The organism is Streptococcus toyakuensis (assembly GCF_024346585.1).
Classification (GTDB): domain Bacteria; phylum Bacillota; class Bacilli; order Lactobacillales; family Streptococcaceae; genus Streptococcus; species Streptococcus toyakuensis.
This window is the reverse complement of sequence record NZ_AP024523.1, coordinates 2,000,913-2,019,021: the sequence shown is the minus strand read 5'-3', so window position 1 is coordinate 2,019,021 and position 18,109 is coordinate 2,000,913. Positions and strand designations below refer to the sequence as shown.

Here is an 18,109-nt window from a genome sequence, read left to right as displayed (position 1 = left end):
CTGATGGCAGAAGTAGAAGAGTTACGAGTACAACCTCAAGATATCTTAGCTGAGCAATCCGTTTTAGGGGCTATCTTTATTGACGAGAGTAAGCTTGTTTTTGTGCGAGAATATATTGAGTCTCGGGACTTTTTTAAGTATGCCCATCGTTTGATTTTCCAAGCTATGGTCGATTTATCCGATCGTGGCGATGCTATAGATGCAACAACGGTTCGTACCATTCTTGATAATCAAGGTGATTTACAGAATATTGGTGGCTTGTCTTACCTGGTTGAGATTGTCAATTCTGTGCCAACTTCTGCTAATGCGGAGTATTATGCTAAGATTGTTGCAGAGAAGGCCATGCTACGTCGATTAATCTCCAAGTTGACAGAGTCTGTCAATCAAGCTTACGAGGCTTCGCAACCAGCTGATGAAATCATTGCTCAGGCAGAAAAAGGCCTGATTGATGTCAGCGAAAATGCTAATCGAAGTGGATTTAAGAACATTCGAGATGTGTTGAATATCAACTTTGGAAATCTGGAAACTCGCTCGCAACAAACGACCGATATTACAGGTATTGCGACAGGCTATCGTGACTTGGATCATATGACGACTGGACTTCATGAGGAGGAGTTGATTATCCTAGCAGCACGTCCAGCGGTTGGTAAGACAGCCTTTGCATTGAATATTGCTCAGAATATTGGGACTAAGTTGGACAAAACGGTTGCTATTTTTTCACTCGAAATGGGTGCGGAAAGTCTAGTGGACCGTATGTTGGCGGCAGAAGGCTTGGTGGAGTCACATTCTATTCGTACAGGTCAATTGACTGATGAGGAGTGGCAAAAATATACCATTGCTCAAGGGAATCTAGCTAATGCAAGTATCTATATCGATGATACGCCAGGAATTCGAATTACAGAGATTCGTTCTCGTTCTCGTAAACTGGCTCAAGAAACTGGAAATCTTGGATTGATTTTGATAGACTATTTGCAGCTTATCACGGGAACTGGTCGGGAAAATCGTCAACAAGAGGTTTCAGAAATTTCACGTCAGTTGAAAATTTTAGCTAAGGAACTGAAGGTTCCAGTAATCGCTCTAAGTCAGCTTTCTCGTGGTGTAGAACAACGCCAGGATAAGAGACCGGTCTTGTCTGATATTCGTGAATCTGGTTCTATTGAGCAGGACGCTGATATCGTAGCCTTTCTTTATCGCGACGACTACTATGAGCGTGGTGGTGAAGAAGAGGAAGGCATACCAAACAATAAGGTAGAAGTTATTATAGAGAAAAACCGTAGTGGAGCTCGTGGAACGGTGGAATTAATTTTCCAAAAAGAATACAATAAATTTTCAAGTATCTCAAAGAGGGAGGCATAAGATGTCAGATGCATTTACAGATGTAGCCAAGATGAAAAAAATAAAAGAAGAAATCAAGGCACATGAGGGACAAGTCGTAGAAATGACCTTGGAGAATGGTCGTAAGCGCCAAAAAAATAGATTGGGGAAGCTAATTGAGGTTTATCCATCCCTATTTATCGTTGAATTTGGAAACGTTGAAGGAGATAAACAAGCTAATGTTTATGTTGAATCCTTTACTTACTCAGATATCCTTACAGAAAAGAATTTGATTCATTATCTTGACTAAAGTGAGAAATTTTCTCACTTTTTCTTTTTTCTCCGAATAGTTTAAGTGAAGGTAATCTTCGATTTATATTATTTTTCAAGGAGGAAGAATGAAAATTTCACCATTTAAAGTAGCAGAGACAAGGCTTTCTATTAGAAAGTCAGTTAAAAAGGTTGTTCCTTTTTTAGTAGTAGGGCTGATGTTAGCAGCGGGTAATAGTGTATATGCCTATTCCGGAGGAAATGGATCGATTGCGCGTGGGGATGATTATCCTGCTCATTATAAAAATGGGAGTCAGGAGATTGATAAGTGGCGCATGTATTCTCGTCAATGTACTTCTTTTGCAGCTTTTCGTTTGAGTAATGTCAATGGTTTTGAGATTCCGGCTGCTTATGGGAATGCGAATGAATGGGGCTATCGTGCTCGTCGTGAAGGCTATCGTGTCGATAATAGACCAGCGATTGGCTCCATTGCTTGGTCTACTGCAGGAACTTATGGTCATGTTGCTTGGGTGTCAAATGTAATAGGAGATGAGATTGAGATTGAAGAATACAACTATGGAATAAGGGAATCTTACAATAAGCGCGTCGTGAAGGCGAATACTATGACTGGTTTTATTCATTTTAAAGATTTAGCTGGTGGCAGTGTTGGGAATAGTCAATCCTCAGTTTCAATAGGAGGAACACATTATTTTAAGACTAAGGCTGCTATCAAAAATCAGCCTCTAGCTAGCGCAACTGCGATTGATTACTATTATCCTGGGGAGAATGTTCATTATGATCAAATTCTCGAAAAAGATGGGTACAAGTGGTTGAGTTATACGGCTTATAACGGAAGTCGTCGCTATATCCAGCTAGAGGGAGTAACCTCTTCACAGAATTATCAGAATCAATCAGGAAATAGCTCTAACTATGGATCCAATAACAGTTCAACTGTCGGTTGGAAGAAAATAAATGGTAGTTGGTATCATTTTAAATCAAATGGGTCTAAATCAACGGGTTGGCTGAAAGACGGATCTAGTTGGTATTATTTGAAATCATCTGGTGAAATGCAGACAGGCTGGTTAAAGGAAAATGGTTTGTGGTATTATTTGGATAGTTCAGGGGCAATGAAAACAGGTTGGTATCAAGTCTCAGGTAAGTGGTATTATTCTTACTCTTCAGGCGCCTTAGCTGTGAATACGACGGTGGATGGCTACAGAGTAAACAGTGATGGAGAACGAGTATAGAAAATGGAAGTAGGAAATTTTTCCTACTTTTTCTGTAAGCAGTTTCCTTGACATTTTTTTTGTTTTGCGCTATCATATGTCCATATAATATATGGGAGTCTGTGTACAGTCTGAGAGGGAGCGTTAAGCTTCGACCGCACCTGATCTGGGTAATGCCAGCGTAGGGAACGATACTTAGTCTATTCTTGACCTTTTCCATATATGGTAAAGGTTTTTCTTTTTATAAAAAGGAAAACGAGAAGAGGAGGTTGTTATGAAAGCAAGCATTGCCTTGCAAGTTTTACCCCTATCACAGGGGATTGATCGGATAGCTGTTATCGATCAGGTCATTGCTTATCTGCAAGCTCAAGAAGTGACCATGGTGGTGACACCATTTGAAACGGTCTTGGAAGGGGAGTTTGATGAGCTCATGCGCATTCTCAAAGAAGTGCTAGAAGTGGCAGGGCAGGAGGCAGATAATGTTTTTGCCAATGTCAAAATAAATGTAGGAGAGATTTTAAGTATTGATGAGAAACTTGAAAAGTATACTGAGACGACACATTAGTCTGTTGGGCTTTCTAGGGGTCTTGTCAATCTGGCAGCTAGCAGGGTTGCTTAAACTTCTTCCTAAGTTTATCCTGCCGACCCCTCTTGAAATTCTCCAGGCCTTTGTTCGTGACAGAGAATTTCTCTGGCACCATAGCTGGGCCACCTTGAGAGTGGCTTTGCTAGGTCTAATTTTGGGAGTCTTGATTGCCTGTCTCATGGCTGTGCTCATGGATAGTTTGACTTGGCTCAATGACCTGATTTACCCTATGATGGTGGTTGTTCAGACCATTCCGACTATTGCCATAGCTCCTATCTTGGTCTTGTGGCTAGGTTATGGGATTTTGCCCAAGATTGTCTTGATTATCTTGACGACAACTTTTCCTATTATCGTCAGCATTTTGGACGGTTTTAGGCATTGTGACAAGGATATGCTGACCTTGTTTAGTCTGATGCGGGCCAAGCCTTGGCAAATTCTGTGGCATTTTAAAATCCCAGTCAGCCTGCCTTACTTTTATGCAGGTCTGAGGGTCAGTGTCTCCTACGCCTTTATCACAACAGTAGTATCTGAGTGGTTGGGAGGCTTTGAAGGACTAGGTGTTTACATGATTCAGTCCAAGAAACTGTTTCAGTATGATACCATGTTTGCTATTATTATTCTGGTATCGATTATCAGCCTTCTCGGTATGAAGTTGGTCGATATTAGTGAAAAATATGTTATTAAATGGAAACGTTCGTAGAAGTAGAATGTTTCAAAAAAGAAAAGAGGAAATCAAAATGAAGAAAACATGGAAAGTGTTTTTAACGCTTGTAACGACTTTTGTAGCTGTCGTACTTGTGGCTTGTGGCCAAGGAACTGCTTCTAAGGACAACAAAGAAGCAGAACTCAAGAAAATTGACTTTATCCTAGACTGGACACCAAATACTAACCACACAGGGCTTTATGTTGCCAAGGAAAAAGGCTATTTCAAAGAAGCTGGAGTGGATGTTGATTTGAAATTGCCACCAGAAGAAAGTTCTTCTGACTTGGTGATCAATGGTAAGGCGCCATTTGCAGTGTATTTCCAAGATTACATGGCTAAGAAGTTAGAAAAAGGGGCAGGAATTACTGCCGTTGCAGCTATCGTAGAGCACAATACATCAGGAATCATTTCTCGTAAATCTGACAATGTAGCTAGTCCAAAAGACTTGGTTGGTAAGAAATACGGAACTTGGAATGACCCAACGGAACTTGCTATGTTGAAAACCTTAGTAGAATCACAAGGTGGAGACTTTGAGAAGGTAGAAAAAGTACCAAATAATGACTCAAACTCTATCACACCAATCGCTAATGGTGTCTTTGATACTGCTTGGATCTACTACGGTTGGGATGGTATCCTTGCAAAATCTCAAGGTGTAGATGCTAACTTCATGTATTTGAAAGACTACGTTAAGGAATTTGACTACTACTCACCAGTTATCATCGCCAACAACGACTACCTCAAAGACAACAAAGAAGAAGCACGTAAAGTCATCCAAGCTATCAAAAAAGGCTACCAATACGCTATGGAACATCCAGAAGAAGCTGCAGATATCCTCATCAAGAATGCGCCTGAACTCAAGGAAAAACGTGACTTTGTCATCGAATCTCAAAAATACTTGTCAAAAGAATACGCAAGCGACAAGGGAAAATGGGGTCAATTTGACGCAGCTCGCTGGAATGCCTTCTACAAATGGGATAAAGAAAATGGTATCCTTAAAGAAGACTTGACAGACAAAGGCTTCACTAACGAATTTGTGAAATAATGACAGAGATTAGACTAGAACACGTCAGTTATGCTTATGGTCAGGAGAAAATTTTAGAGGATATCAACCTGCAGGTGACTTCAGGTGAAGTGGTTTCTATCCTAGGCCCAAGTGGTGTAGGAAAGACCACCCTCTTTAATCTAATAGCTGGGATTTTAGAAGTTCAGTCAGGGAGAATTGTCCTTGATGGTGAAGAAAATCCTAAGGGGCGCGTGAGTTATATGTTGCAAAAGGACTTGCTCTTGGAGCACAAGACGGTGCTTGGTAATATCATTCTGCCCCTCTTGATTCAAAAAGTGGGTAAGGCAGAAGCTATTGCTCGCGCAGATGAAATTCTTGCGACCTTTCAGTTGATAGCTGTACGGGACAAGTATCCTCATGAACTCAGCGGCGGGATGCGCCAGCGTGTAGCCTTGCTCCGAACCTACCTTTTCGGGCACAAGCTCTTTCTCTTGGATGAGGCCTTTAGCGCCTTGGATGAGATGACCAAGATGGAACTCCACGCTTGGTATCTGGAGATTCACAAGCAGTTGCAACTGACAACATTGATTATCACGCATAGTATCGAGGAGGCTCTCAGTCTCAGCGACCGCATCTATATCTTGAAAAATCGCCCTGGGCAGATTGTTTCAGAAATTAAACCAGATTGGTCTGAAGATGAGGACAAAGAGGTTCAAAAGATTGCCTACAAACGTCAAATCTTGGTAGAATTAGGCTTAGATAAGTAGAAAAATAGGGAGTTGGTGAAGATTATCCTTTACCAGCGCCCTTTTTCTTTTAAAAATGAGAAAATTTCGGTATAATAGTCAAAGATAGTCAAGGTTTAAAGAGAGAGGTGGGTTTGTAATGAGATTTAAAAATACATCGGATCATATTGAGGCCTACATCAAGGCGATTTTAGATCAATCTGGAATTGTGGAGTTGCAACGGAGTCAGTTGGCAGATACTTTTCAGGTTGTTCCTAGTCAGATTAACTATGTGATCAAGACACGCTTTACGGAAAGTAGAGGCTACTTGGTTGAAAGTAAGCGTGGTGGCGGAGGCTACATTCGTATAGGACGGATTGAGTTTTCCAGTCATCATGAAATGCTCCGCGATTTGCTTTACTCAATTGGTGAGCGAGTTAGTCAAGAAATTTATGAGGATATTCTGCAGCTTTTGGTTGAGCAGGAATTGATGACCAAGCAGGAGATGAATTTGCTAGTATCAGTAGCTTTGGATCGCGTTCTAGGGGAAGAAGCTCCAGTTGTTCGTGCTAATATGTTACGACAGGTCATACAAGAGGTAGATAGAAAAGGGAAGTAAGATGAACTATTCAAAAGCATTGAATGAATGTATCGAAAGTGCCTATATGGTTGCTGGCCATTTTGGAGCTCGTTACCTAGAGTCTTGGCACTTGTTGATTGCTATGTCCAATCATAGTTACAGTGTAGCAGGGGCGACATTAAACGATTATCCATATGAGATGGACCGTTTAGAAGAGGTCGCGTTGGAACTGACTGAAACGGACTATAGCCAGGATGAAACCTTTACGGAATTGCCGTTTTCTCATCGTTTGCAGGTCCTCTTTGATGAGGCGGAATATGTGGCGTCAGTGGTCCATGCTAAGGTGCTAGGGACGGAGCACGTCCTTTATGCGATTTTGCATGATGGAAATGCCTTGGCAACTCGTATCTTGGAGAGGGCTGGCTTTTCTTATGAAGACAAGAAAGATCAGGTCAAGATTGCTGCCCTACGTCGAAATCTAGAAGAACGTGCAGGTTGGACTCGTGAAGACCTCAAGGCTTTACGCCAACGTCATCGTACAGTAGCTGACAAGCAAAATTCTATGGCTAATATGATGGGCATGCCCCAGACTCCGAGTGGTGGTCTCGAGGACTATACGCATGATTTGACAGAGCAAGCGCGTTCTGGCAAGTTAGAACCAGTCATCGGTCGGGACAAGGAAATCTCACGTATGATTCAAATCTTGAGTCGAAAGACCAAGAACAATCCTGTCTTGGTTGGGGATGCTGGTGTCGGGAAAACAGCCTTGGCGCTTGGGCTCGCTCAGCGTATTGCTAGTGGTGATGTACCTTCGGAAATGGCTAAGATGCGCGTGTTAGAGCTTGATTTGATGAATGTCGTTGCAGGGACACGCTTCCGTGGTGACTTTGAAGAACGCATGAACAATATCATCAAGGATATTGAAGAAGATGGCCAAGTCATCCTCTTTATCGATGAACTTCATACCATCATGGGTTCTGGGAGTGGAATTGATTCGACTCTGGATGCGGCCAACATCTTGAAGCCAGCCTTAGCGCGTGGAACTTTGAGAACAGTTGGTGCGACCACTCAGGAAGAATATCAAAAACACATCGAAAAAGACGCAGCTCTTTCTCGTCGTTTCGCCAAAGTTACGATTGAAGAGCCAAGTGTTGCAGACAGCATGACCATTTTGCAAGGTTTGAAGGCGACTTATGAGAAACATCACCGTGTGCAAATCACAGATGAAGCAGTTGAAACAGCTGTCAAGATGGCTCATCGTTATTTGACTAGTCGTCACTTGCCAGACTCTGCTATTGATCTCTTGGATGAAGCAGCAACAACAGTGCAAAATAAGGCTAAGCATGTAAAAGCAGACGATTCAGGTTTGAGTCTAGCTGACAAGGCCTTGATAGATGGTAAGTGGAAACAGGCAGCCCAGCTAATCGCAAAAGAAGAGGAAGTGCCTGTCTATAAAGACTTGGTGACAGAGTCTGATATTTTGACCACCTTGAGTCGCTTGTCAGGTATTCCAGTCCAAAAACTGACTCAGACTGATGCTAAGAAATACTTAAACTTGGAAGCTGAACTGCACAAACGTGTCATCGGTCAAGATCAAGCTGTTTCAAGCATTAGCCGTGCGATTCGCCGCAACCAGTCAGGGATTCGTAGTCATAAGCGTCCGATTGGTTCCTTTATGTTCTTAGGGCCTACAGGTGTCGGGAAGACTGAATTGGCCAAGGCTTTGGCGGAAGTTCTTTTTGACGACGAATCAGCCCTTATCCGCTTTGATATGAGTGAGTATATGGAGAAATTCGCAGCCAGTCGTCTCAACGGAGCTCCTCCGGGTTATGTGGGCTACGAAGAAGGTGGGGAGTTGACCGAGAAGGTTCGCAACAAACCATACTCTGTTCTCCTATTTGATGAGGTAGAAAAAGCCCACCCAGACATCTTTAATGTTCTCTTGCAGGTCTTGGATGACGGTGTCTTGACCGATAGTAAGGGACGCAAGGTTGACTTTTCAAATACCATTATCATCATGACGTCAAACCTTGGTGCGACAGCCCTTCGTGATGACAAGACTGTCGGATTTGGGGCAAAGGACATTCGTTTTGACCAGGAAAATATGGAAAAACGCATGTTTGAAGAGCTAAAAAAGGCTTATAGACCTGAGTTTATTAACCGTATTGATGAAAAGGTGGTCTTCCATAGCCTGTCTAGCGACCATATGCAGGAAGTGGTGAAGATTATGGTCAAACCTTTAGTGGCAAGTTTGGCTGAAAAAGGTATTGACTTGAAATTACAAGCTTCAGCCCTGAAATTGTTGGCAAATCAAGGATATGACCCAGAGATGGGAGCTCGTCCACTTCGTAGAACCCTACAAACAGAAGTGGAAGACAAGTTGGCAGAACTTCTTCTCAAGGGAGAATTAGAGGCAGGCAGCACACTTAAGATTGGTGTCAAAGCAGGCCAGTTAAAATTTGATATTGCATAAAAATGGAGAATCAGGAGCAGTCTTGATTCTCTTTTTTGCTACTTTTTTATAAAAAATAATAAAAAACTATTGACAAAACAAAAATATAGTTTATAATAAAAACATAGGCAACGAAAATATCAAAAAATATAAAAAGGTAATGCGTTTATGAAAAAGAAAACAGCAGTGGTATTTGGAACCTTTGCTCCGCTTCATCAAGGTCATATCGATCTGATTCAGCGAGCGAAGCGGCAGTGTGACCGGGTCTGGATTGTCGTTTCAGGCTATGAGGGAGATAGAGGGGAGCAGATAGGCTTAACGCTTCAAAAAAGATTTCGCTATATCCGAGAGGCCTTTTGTGATGACGAGTTGACCTCCGTTTGCAAGTTAGATGAGACCAATCTTCCCCGTTACCCTATGGGCTGGCAGGAGTGGTTGGACCAAATGTTAGTGGAGATTTCCTATGATGAAATCCAGCAAGAACTAATTTTCTTTGTGGGAGAAGCAGACTACCAGAAAGAATTATCAAATCGTGGTTTTGAGACTGTTTTGCAAGAAAGAAAATTTGGTATCTCAGCGACCATGATTCGAGAAAATCCAAGCAAATATTGGAAATATATCGCTCAACCCTTCCGTCGTCAGTTTACAAAGAAAGTGTTGATTATGGGAAGTGCCAGCAATGGGAAGACCACTCTAGCCAAGGATTTGGCTAGGTATTACGATGCACCAGTCAGCTTGGAATACGCACGTGAGTACCAGATCAAAAACAATGTCCGCGACGATGAATTGACTCCAAAGGATTATTATTATCTCCTGTTGGGGCAGTATGACCAGACCTCTAAGTTAATTGACAGTAATGCCAATAGGGGACTGGTGATAGCTGATACCAACTCCTTAGTAACCAAGGGCTACTATGATTATTACATGGAGACCGAGGACCAAGGGGACTTATCAGGAGAAACCTTTGATAATCTCTTTGTTTCGATCTTGGCTAAGGAAAAATGGGACTTGATTCTCTTTGTGCAACCGGTCGGCTCCTATGTCAATGACGGATTTAGAGATATGACTATGGCAGAAGACCATATTCGTCATAGTTTTTCCCAGCATTTGGACCATATGAGAGAGCGATATTTAACCACCATTCCACTAGTTTATCTAGCTGAGGATTACCTAGGCAATTATGAAGCAGCCAAAGTGGCTATTGATGCCATTTACCAAGCAGATTAGGAGAAAATTATGAAAAAACTAACTGAAAAAATCACACAATTTATCGAAAACTTTAAAAATGTTCATGCAGAAGCTCGTAAGATCGGTTTTGCAGGAATCATGCGCCTGCTCTGGAAGGATCTCTTTATGGGACGTAGTCTCTTCCAGTGGTTGTATCTCACCGTCCTGTCAAGTGTTCCCTTGATTTTAGAATTCACGCAAAATACAGAAAGTCATGACTGGATGAGCTTGTTTGCATCTTGGACTGGGATTGTCTGTGTTATCTTGGTAGCAGAAGGACGTGCAAGCAATTATCTCTTTGGGGCCATTAACTCTGCTATCTATTTGGTTTTGGCTATGAATGCGACTTTTTATGGTGAAGTTTTGACGACTGTTTACTTCTTTGTCATGCAGCCGATTGGTCTCTATGCTTGGCTGTCCAACCGTATCAATGACCAAGGAAAAGTAGAAGAATCTCACTTTGAATCTAAGAAATTATCTGTTTTTGACTGGCTCAAGTACTTAGCCTTGACTGCTATCATCTGGATTGGTATGGGCTTAGCTTACCAAAGTATCCATAGTGCTCGCCCTTTCCGTGATAGTGTTACCGATGCGACCAATGGTGTCGGCCAGCTCTTGATGACACGTCTCTATCGTGAGCAATGGATTTTCTGGATTGCAACCAATCTCTTTAGTATCTACCTCTGGTGGGGTGAAAATATCCATATTCAAGGGATGTACTGGGTTTACACACTCAATAGTCTAGTAGGTTGGTACCAATGGACCAAGGCAGTTCGTAAGGAGGCATAAAATGACGGACACGATGATTCCAGCAGGGATGACGGAAAAAGAATATTTTGAAATTCATGCCAGTCAGGAGGAGTTTTTGGATTGGTACTACAAGCAGGAACTTCCTCAATACGAAAAACCAAGTGTGACGGTGGATATGGTAGCCTACTGCTTTGTCGAAGGAAAGATCAAGCTCTTATTAATTCGCCGCAAGGCTCACCCTTATCAGAACTGTTTGGCCTTAGTTGGAGGATTTATGGACAAGGGCGAAGATGCTGCGCATGCCTGTCAGCGTGAGGTGAGAGAAGAAGTCAATCTCGATCTTCCTTTGGAAAAAATCGAGCAATTGATGACCGTATCGACTCCCGGCCGTGACCCACGGGGCTGGACAGTGACCATTGCCCACTTGGTTTATTTGCCTAGTCGTGCATTAGAACTTGTTCAAGCAGGAGACGATGCCAAGGATGTGGTTTTTTTAGATGTCGATTTTCAGACAGGAAAATGCTACCTAGAGGGAGTAGAGTTGGAGGAGCAAGCCTTCGCTTTTGATCATTATGCCATTATCCAAGAATCCATCAAACGAATCCAAGGCCGTCTCGACTGGAATCCGACCTTCCTCTATCTGCTGGAGGAGGAGTTCACTGTCTACGAAGGAACTGAACTGGTCAATCTTATCAATCCCGGTCGTCCAATCGTCAGCAATAACTTTCTCGTAAAATACGGAGAATATGTAGAAGAAGTCGGACTCAAACGAGTACCTAAAAAGAAACCAAGAAAAACCTATCGATTGAAATAAAAAGCGAGGCCGGGAAAAAGTTCCCGACCTCTTTATTTGCCTTTATTAGTTTGATTTGCTGTTGCGACTGTTTTAGGGATGGCTATCTCTCTTAGAATTGCTCAACAGGTGAGTAAAAAAGTCTTTGTATCGATACTTGAGATAGTTCTCATGTAAAAATAACAAAGCGATATAAACAATCAAAAAGATTGTAGTCAGATAAAACACATCAAATGCAGTTCTCGCATAGTAAGCGGCTGATTGATAAGAGCCAATTGCTCCCAAAATCAACCAAGGAAGATACTTATAATACTTATTTAGCATAAGAGTGCACCTCCTATATTCTATTTCAATGTTATTATATTCCTTTGTACTTAAAGGTGCAAGCGATTTCACAAAAACAAATTCAAATTTTTAACAGGAAAATCTCCTGTTTTTCTGTTTTATTACGAATAGAAGAGTAGGAGGAGTAAATGTATCTAAAGTATTTAAGATTTTTAAAATAGTTTAGATAAATTGTTGACATATTTAAATCCTAATGTTACAATTATATTACAAAAAGATTTCTTTATATTTCTAAAATATTACAAAGGAGTAGAAAAATGAAAAAGAAAACCTATATCAAATTGATGGCAGCAACTGTATTGGCTTCTACCTTGCTATTAGGAGCTTGTGGAAATAAAAAGGAAACAACTCAAGCAAGCAGTTCTGCTAAGACAAGCCAATCATCAAGTTCTAAAGCAGCTTCTGCTAGCAAAGAAAGCAAGACTCAGAAGTCCTCAAGTTCAGCTTCATCTGAAAAGGCCAAGGCATCTACCGACCAGTCTTCAGTAAGTGCAACACCATCACAAGCGACACCTGCACCAGAGCAAAGACAAGGTCAAGAAGTGGCTAATCAACAGGCAGCTAGTCAACAAACTCCTGCTCAGACTCCTTCAACTCAACAGGCTTCTCAAGCTCAGTCTAATCAATCAAGCTATGATCCTACAACTGACCGCAAACTTCAAGATAAACAGGCAGAGCAAAATAAACGCTATAAGGGTGTCTTAACCATGGTTGATGGTGATTTCTCAGCTGCAGCGGGCAATTGGAAGGGAGCCAATGGCGAAACTATCACAGTTTCATCAGGAGGTCAATTCACAGTAGAATCTTCTGATGGAAAGAAAGAAAACTACTCTATCAAAGGCTACTCTTATACTCTTGATGATGGCAAGTATAATGCCAAAATTGGTGGAGGAAAAGTCATCCAAATTACAACAGGAGCGGATGGTAAGGTTTCCAGTGTTGCTTTGAATCAATAATAACCTTCAGTATTTGAATTTTTACAGTCAAAAACCCGTAAACTTTAAGATAGTTACGGGTTTTAAACTATTAAGCCTTATCCAACTGCAAGAGGGCTTCAATCTCTGCCAGAGTGCTAGCTTGTGAAATGGCTCCACGGAGTTTGGCTGCGCCAGATGTTCCACGGAGGTAGTGAGGAGCGAGGCCGCGGAATTCACGAACTGCTACATTTTCCCCTTTGAGGTTAATCAAACGTTTCAAGTGTTCGTAGGCGATTTTCATCTTGTCTTCAAAGGTCAAATCAGGGAGGATTTCTCCTGTTTCAAAGTAATGGTTGATTTGGTTGAAGAGGTAGGGATTGCCCATGGCAGCGCGGCCAATCATGACTGCGTCAGCACCGATTTCTTCGATGCGTTGTTTGGCTTCTTGGACCGTACGGATGTCACCATTAGCGATAAATGGAATCTTGGTCAAAGCTTGAGCGACCTTGTGAAGGGTCTCAAGGTCTGCGTGACCTGTATACATTTGCTCACGGGTACGGCCATGCATAGCGAGGGCAGAAACACCTGCTGCCTCAGCAGCGAGGGCATTTTCTACTGCAAGAGATGGGTCAGCCCAGCCGGTACGCATTTTGACAGTAAGGGGAATATCAAGGACAGACTGGACCTTGTTGATGATAGAGTAAATCTTGTCTGGGTCCTTGAGCCACATAGCGCCAGCTTCGTTCTTCACGATTTTGTTAACTGGGCAGCCCATGTTGATATCCACGATATCGGTCTTAGTGTTTTCTTGGATGAATTCTGCTGCGCGTGCTAGGCTGTCTTCATCACTACCAAAAAGTTGGATAGAGACAGGGTTTTCGCCTTCATCAATATGAAGCATGTGCAGGGTTTTTTCATTGTTGTACTGGATTCCCTTGTCAGAGACCATTTCCATGACAACGAGTCCAGCTCCGAGCTCTTTTGCGATAGTACGAAAGGCTGAGTTAGTCACACCAGCCATGGGTGCTAAAACGGTACGATTGGGAATCTCAACATTGCCAATCATAAAGGGTGTATTAAGATTTGTCACGAATGAGTTCCTCCAGGTCGTTTTCATCAAAGTTGTAAGTAGTTTGGCAGAATTGACAAGTGATTTCTGCCCCGTGATCCTCCTCTTTCATTTCCTGCAAGTCTGAGATTGGAAGGCTGGCAAGAGCGTTCATAAAGCGCCCATGGCTACAGTCACATTGGAAACGGATTTCTTCTTCAGAAAGACGCTTGTAGGTCTCGTCACCGTAGATTGCCTTGAGGAGGGCTTCGATATGGTCGTCGCTTTCCAGAAGTGTTGAGATAGCTGGCATTTCTTGGACGCGTTTTTCAAAGCGAGCAATCTCTTCTTCCTTGGCTCCTGGCAAGACTTGGACTAGGAAACCACCTGCAACCTTGACCTTGTCTTCTTCGTCCAAAAGGACATTGAGGCCGACTGCTGAAGGTGTTTGTTGGCTTTCAGTCAGGTAAAAGGCCAGGTCTTCACCAATTTCTCCAGAGATAAGAGGAGTCATAGAGTTGTAAGGATTTCCAGTACCGTAGTCTGTGATAACGAGGAATTGACCATTTCCAACAAAAGGTCCAACTAGGACTTCACCAGTTGCAGTCTTTTTGATGTCAACACCAGGATTTTGAACATAGCCTTTAACGTTCCCCTTGGTATCAGCAACGGTGATAATAGCACCTAGAGAGCTAGATCCCAGCACCTTAACTGTTAGTTTAGTATTTCCTTTTTCATTGGCTGCGAGAATCTGGCTAGCGATAAGAGTTCGACCAAGCGCTACAGTTGAGCTAGCTTGGGTTTGGTGTTTTTCTTGAGCAGTGCGGACGGTTTCTGTGCTATCAAGGACAAAAGCACGAAAGGCTCCGCTTTCTGATATAGTTTTAATAATTTTATCCATAGCTACTATTTTAGCATAAAAATGCCCAAAGGGGGAGCCGTGTGTTTGCTGATTTTCAGGATAATGGACCAGGAAATCAGCATGAAAATAAAAAGAGAAACAGATTATTTCAGCATTTGTAAGATTTATGCTATGCTTAAGGTAGAAAATGAAAGGGGTAACAAATGTATTTAGGAGATTTGATGGAAAAGGCTGAATCTGGCCAATTTTCAATCCTTTCCTTTCTATTACAAGAGTCTCAGACGACTGTCAAGGCTGTAATGGAGGAAACAGGATTTTCAAAAGCAACCCTAACTAAATATGTCACCTTACTCAATGACAAGGCTTTGGACAGTGGCTTAGAGCTGAATATCTCCTTAGAAGATGAAAATCTGCGCCTGTCGATCGGTGCAGCTACCAAGGGGAGAGATATTCGGAGCCTGTTTTTGGAGAATGCTGTTAAATACCAGATTTTGGTCTATCTTCTCTACCACCAACAGTTTTTAGCCCATCAGCTGGCTCAAGAATTGATGATTAGCGAGGCTACACTTGGTCGCCACTTAGCTAGCTTAAATCAGATTTTGTCAGAATTTGATTTATCCATCCAGAATGGACGTTGGCGAGGTCCAGAGCATCAGATTCGCTATTTCTATTTCTGTCTTTTCCGCAAGGTCTGGTCGAGTCAGGAATGGGAATGCCATATGCAGAAACCAGAGAGAAAACAGGAGATTGCCAGTTTAGAAGAAATCTGCGGTGCAAGTTTGTCTTCGGGTCAGAAATTGGACTTGATTCTCTGGGCTCATATCAGTCAGCAACGTCTTCGGGTCAATGCCTGTCAGTTCCAAGTGATAGAAGAAAAAATGCGAGGGTATTTTGACAATATTTTCTATCTTCGTTTGCATCGAAAGGCTCCGTCATTTTTCGCTGGGCAACATATTCCACTAGGAACTGAGGATGGGGAGATGATGATATTCTTCTCTTTCCTCCTATCTCATCGCATTCTTCCTCTTCATACTATGGAGTATATCCTTGGTTTTGGAGGGCAGTTGGCAGATTTGCTGACGCAATTGATTCAAGAAATGAAGAAGGAGGAGTTGCTGGGTGGTTATACAGAGGATCATATTACCTATGAACTCAGTCAGCTTTGTGCTCAAGTCTATCTCTATAAGGGCTATATTTTACAGGACCGCTATAAGTACCAGTTAGAGAATCGTCATCCTTATTTGCTGATGGAACATGATTTTAGGGGGACGGCAGAGGAGATTTTTCATGCCATGCCTGCCTTTCAGCAGGGGACGGATTTGGATAAGAAAATTCTCTGGGAATGGCTGCAGTTAATCGAATATATGGCTGAAAATGGTGGTCAGCATATGCGGATTGGTCTGGATTTGACATCTGGTTTTCTTGTCTTTTCAAGGATGGCAGCCATTTTGAAACGGTATTTGGAATACAATCGTTTTATTACCATTGAAGCCTATGACCGAACTCGGCATTATGATTTGCTGGTTACAAATAACCCGATTCATAAGAAGGAACAGACCCCAGTTTATTATTTAAAAAACGACTTGGATTTGGAAGATTTGGCAGGGATTCGTCAGTTATTATTCACTTAAAAGGCTTGGTCGTTCCAGGTCTTTTTTGTGAAATTCATACAATCTCCTCACATTTTTTAAAAAATTAAAAAAAGTTGATAAACAAGAAAGCGCTTTATTTTGTATACTAGTAAGTGTAAAGAGGAAACATCCTCAAGATCTTTATCAGGAGGACAGCACATGTCACAAGAAAAATACATCATGGCCATTGACCAGGGGACTACAAGCTCTCGTGCCATTATTTTCAACAAAAAAGGAGAAAAGGTCAGCTCGAGTCAAAAAGAGTTTACCCAGATTTTCCCTCAGGCAGGTTGGGTAGAGCACAATGCCAATGAAATTTGGAACTCTGTTCAGTCAGTTATTGCGGGTGCTTTCATCGAAAGTGGTGTCAAGCCAAATCAAATCGAAGCAATCGGGATTACCAACCAGCGTGAAACAACTGTCGTCTGGGATAAGAAAACAGGGCTCCCTATCTACAACGCTATCGTTTGGCAATCACGCCAAACTGCTCCTCTGGCTGAGCAACTAAAAAGCCAAGGTTATGTGGAAAAATTCCATGAAAAGACTGGTTTGATAATTGATGCTTACTTCTCAGCGACTAAGGTTCGTTGGATTTTGGATCATGTAGAAGGCGCTCAAGAGCGAGCAGAAAAAGGGGAATTGCTCTTTGGTACCATCGATACTTGGTTGGTTTGGAAATTGACTGACGGTGCAGCTCACGTGACTGACTACTCAAATGCAGCTCGTACCATGCTTTATAACATTAAAGAACTCAAATGGGATGATGAGATTTTGGAAATCCTCAATATTCCTAAAGCAATGTTGCCTGAAGTTCGTTCTAACTCTGAAATCTACGGTAAGACAGCGCCATTCCACTTCTATGGTGGAGAAGTTCCAATCTCAGGTATGGCTGGGGACCAACAGGCAGCCCTCTTTGGACAGTTGGCCTTTGAACCAGGTATGGTCAAGAATACTTATGGAACAGGTTCTTTCATCATCATGAATACTGGTGAAGAGATGCAGCTGTCTGAAAACAACCTCTTGACAACCATTGGTTACGGAATTAACGGCAAGGTTTACTATGCCTTGGAAGGTTCTATCTTCATCGCAGGAAGTGCCATTCAATGGCTTCGTGACGGACTTCGCATGGTCGAAAATTCACCAGAATCTGAAAAATACGCTCGTGATTCTCACAACAATGATGAAGTTTATGTCGTTCCAGCCTTTACAGGTTTAGGTGCTCCATACTGGAACCAAAACGCTCGTGGTTCTGTCTTTGGCTTAACTCGTGGAACAACTAAAGAAGACTTTATCAAGGCGACTTTGCAATCTATCGCTTATCAAGTGCGTGATATCATCGATACCATGCAAGTAGATGCGCAGACAGCTATCCAAGTCTTGAAAGTAGACGGTGGTGCAGCTATGAACAATTTCCTCATGCAATTCCAAGCTGATATTTTGGGAATCGATATCGCACGCGCCAAAAACTTGGAAACAACAGCTCTAGGGGCAGCCTTCCTAGCAGGTTTGTCTGTGGGCTATTGGAAAGACTTGGATGAGTTGAAACTCTTGAACGAGACAGGAGAGCTCTTCGAGCCATCTATGAACGAATCTCGCAAGGAACAACTCTACAAGGGCTGGAAGAAAGCTGTGAAAGCAACCCAAGTCTTTGCGGAAGTAGACGACTAATACTGGAAG

At 42.3% G+C, this 18,109-nt stretch carries 18 protein-coding genes; 15 read left to right on the top strand and 3 right to left on the bottom strand.

Annotation, left to right across the window (positions count from 1 at the left end; all coding sequences use genetic code 11):
- Positions 1 to 3 precede the first annotated feature (3 nt).
- From dnaB to STYK_RS09995, 12 genes are all read left to right on the top strand, one after another.
- A complete protein-coding gene (gene dnaB / locus STYK_RS10050) occupies positions 4 to 1,356 on the top strand; it encodes a replicative DNA helicase (protein WP_004255325.1) in 1,353 nt (450 codons plus the stop codon).
- A gap of 1 nt (position 1,357) precedes the next feature.
- Positions 1,358 to 1,624 carry a Veg family protein gene (locus STYK_RS10045; protein WP_001278169.1) on the top strand — a complete coding sequence of 89 codons (267 nt, stop codon included), beginning with the start codon at positions 1,358 to 1,360 and terminating at the stop codon, positions 1,622 to 1,624.
- A gap of 88 nt (positions 1,625 to 1,712) precedes the next feature.
- On the top strand, positions 1,713 to 2,831 hold the full coding sequence (gene cbpD / locus STYK_RS10040; RefSeq protein ID WP_045605283.1) for a choline binding-anchored murein hydrolase CbpD: 1,119 nt from the start codon (positions 1,713 to 1,715) through the stop codon (positions 2,829 to 2,831).
- 253 nt (positions 2,832 to 3,084) lie between these two features.
- A complete protein-coding gene (locus STYK_RS10035; protein ID WP_045605281.1) occupies positions 3,085 to 3,375 on the top strand; it encodes a thiamine-binding protein in 291 nt (96 codons plus the stop codon).
- Positions 3,338 to 4,096, top strand: coding sequence for an ABC transporter permease (locus STYK_RS10030; RefSeq protein WP_186822058.1), 759 nt, complete (start codon positions 3,338 to 3,340; stop codon positions 4,094 to 4,096). The genes STYK_RS10035 and STYK_RS10030 overlap by 38 nt, the downstream gene beginning before the upstream one ends.
- Before the next feature lie 37 nt (positions 4,097 to 4,133).
- The gene (locus STYK_RS10025) at positions 4,134 to 5,141 is read left to right on the top strand and encodes an ABC transporter substrate-binding protein (RefSeq protein WP_261043617.1); all 1,008 of its coding nucleotides are present in this window, start codon (positions 4,134 to 4,136) and stop codon (positions 5,139 to 5,141) included.
- On the top strand, positions 5,141 to 5,869 hold the full coding sequence (locus STYK_RS10020; RefSeq protein ID WP_261043618.1) for an ABC transporter ATP-binding protein: 729 nt from the start codon (positions 5,141 to 5,143) through the stop codon (positions 5,867 to 5,869). The genes STYK_RS10025 and STYK_RS10020 overlap by 1 nt, the downstream gene beginning before the upstream one ends.
- Before the next feature lie 118 nt (positions 5,870 to 5,987).
- Positions 5,988 to 6,446, top strand: coding sequence for a CtsR family transcriptional regulator (locus STYK_RS10015; protein ID WP_024057371.1), 459 nt, complete (start codon positions 5,988 to 5,990; stop codon positions 6,444 to 6,446).
- Position 6,447: 1 nt separating this feature from the next.
- Positions 6,448 to 8,880, top strand: a complete 2,433-nt coding sequence (locus tag STYK_RS10010) for an ATP-dependent Clp protease ATP-binding subunit (protein WP_261804991.1) — start codon at positions 6,448 to 6,450, stop codon at positions 8,878 to 8,880.
- 147 nt (positions 8,881 to 9,027) lie between these two features.
- Positions 9,028 to 10,086 (top strand): AAA family ATPase, encoded by a 1,059-nt coding sequence (locus STYK_RS10005; protein WP_261804990.1) that lies wholly within the window; start codon positions 9,028 to 9,030, stop codon positions 10,084 to 10,086.
- A 9-nt stretch (positions 10,087 to 10,095) separates the two neighbouring features.
- Entirely contained in the window at positions 10,096 to 10,875 is a 780-nt protein-coding gene (pnuC, locus tag STYK_RS10000) for a nicotinamide riboside transporter PnuC (RefSeq protein WP_000736875.1), read from the top strand.
- 1 nt (position 10,876) lies between these two features.
- Positions 10,877 to 11,650, top strand: coding sequence for an NUDIX hydrolase (locus STYK_RS09995; RefSeq protein ID WP_261804989.1), 774 nt, complete (start codon positions 10,877 to 10,879; stop codon positions 11,648 to 11,650).
- 72 nt (positions 11,651 to 11,722) lie between these two features.
- Here STYK_RS09995 and STYK_RS09990 read toward each other — a convergent pair whose 3' ends face one another.
- Entirely contained in the window at positions 11,723 to 11,953 is a 231-nt protein-coding gene (locus STYK_RS09990) for a hypothetical protein (RefSeq protein ID WP_004255357.1), read from the bottom strand.
- A 278-nt stretch (positions 11,954 to 12,231) separates the two neighbouring features.
- On the opposite strand from STYK_RS09990, the gene STYK_RS09985 reads away from it, so the two are divergent.
- A complete protein-coding gene (locus STYK_RS09985; RefSeq protein WP_261804988.1) occupies positions 12,232 to 12,930 on the top strand; it encodes a hypothetical protein in 699 nt (232 codons plus the stop codon).
- Between the two features lie 70 nt (positions 12,931 to 13,000).
- Here STYK_RS09985 and dusB read toward each other — a convergent pair whose 3' ends face one another.
- On the bottom strand, positions 13,001 to 13,981 hold the full coding sequence (gene dusB / locus STYK_RS09980) for a tRNA dihydrouridine synthase DusB (RefSeq protein WP_192855501.1): 981 nt from the start codon (positions 13,979 to 13,981) through the stop codon (positions 13,001 to 13,003).
- Complete coding sequence (hslO, locus tag STYK_RS09975; protein ID WP_223340174.1) at positions 13,968 to 14,840, bottom strand: Hsp33 family molecular chaperone HslO; 873 nt, start codon at positions 14,838 to 14,840, stop codon at positions 13,968 to 13,970. Before hslO ends, dusB begins: the two co-directional genes overlap by 14 nt.
- Positions 14,841 to 15,004: 164 nt before the next feature.
- On the opposite strand from hslO, the gene STYK_RS09970 reads away from it, so the two are divergent.
- Both STYK_RS09970 and glpK read left to right on the top strand, forming a co-directional pair.
- Positions 15,005 to 16,432, top strand: a complete 1,428-nt coding sequence (locus tag STYK_RS09970; RefSeq protein WP_261804987.1) for a helix-turn-helix domain-containing protein — start codon at positions 15,005 to 15,007, stop codon at positions 16,430 to 16,432.
- Positions 16,433 to 16,591: 159 nt separating this feature from the next.
- Positions 16,592 to 18,100, top strand: coding sequence for a glycerol kinase GlpK (gene glpK, locus STYK_RS09965; protein WP_000076786.1), 1,509 nt, complete (start codon positions 16,592 to 16,594; stop codon positions 18,098 to 18,100).
- The last annotated feature ends 9 nt before the right edge of the window (positions 18,101 to 18,109 follow it).